Source organism: Parachitinimonas caeni (assembly GCF_030129945.1).
GTDB lineage: Bacteria > Pseudomonadota > Gammaproteobacteria > Burkholderiales > Chitinimonadaceae > Parachitinimonas > Parachitinimonas caeni.
On the sequence record NZ_JARRAF010000315.1, the window covers coordinates 1 to 255 of the forward strand.

The 255-nt window shown below is 59.2% G+C and carries 1 protein-coding gene; it reads right to left on the reverse strand.

The annotated features are described in order from the left end of the window. A partial coding sequence (locus PZA18_RS25950; protein ID WP_284103538.1) for a hypothetical protein occupies positions 1–255 on the reverse strand: 255 nt, incomplete at both ends.

Sequence of the window (255 nt, forward strand, 5' to 3'; positions counted from 1 at the left end):
TGTTATCCGTGTTTTCTACCTCCCGGGTACCGGCACCCGTCAAAGTGAAACGCTGGCCTGACGCATGGTAGATGTAACCGCCGAATAGATTCGGTCCGTGAGACACCAAAGCGACCACCGCATTCTGTCCGGCGGGGGTCAGATTAACGCCCGCCCCATTATTGACGATGATTGCCCCATTGATGGCGGCGGTCAGGTTCGGATTAGCCGTGCTCAGCAGGGTACCGGCCCCATAGCTGTACACGCCGGCACCGC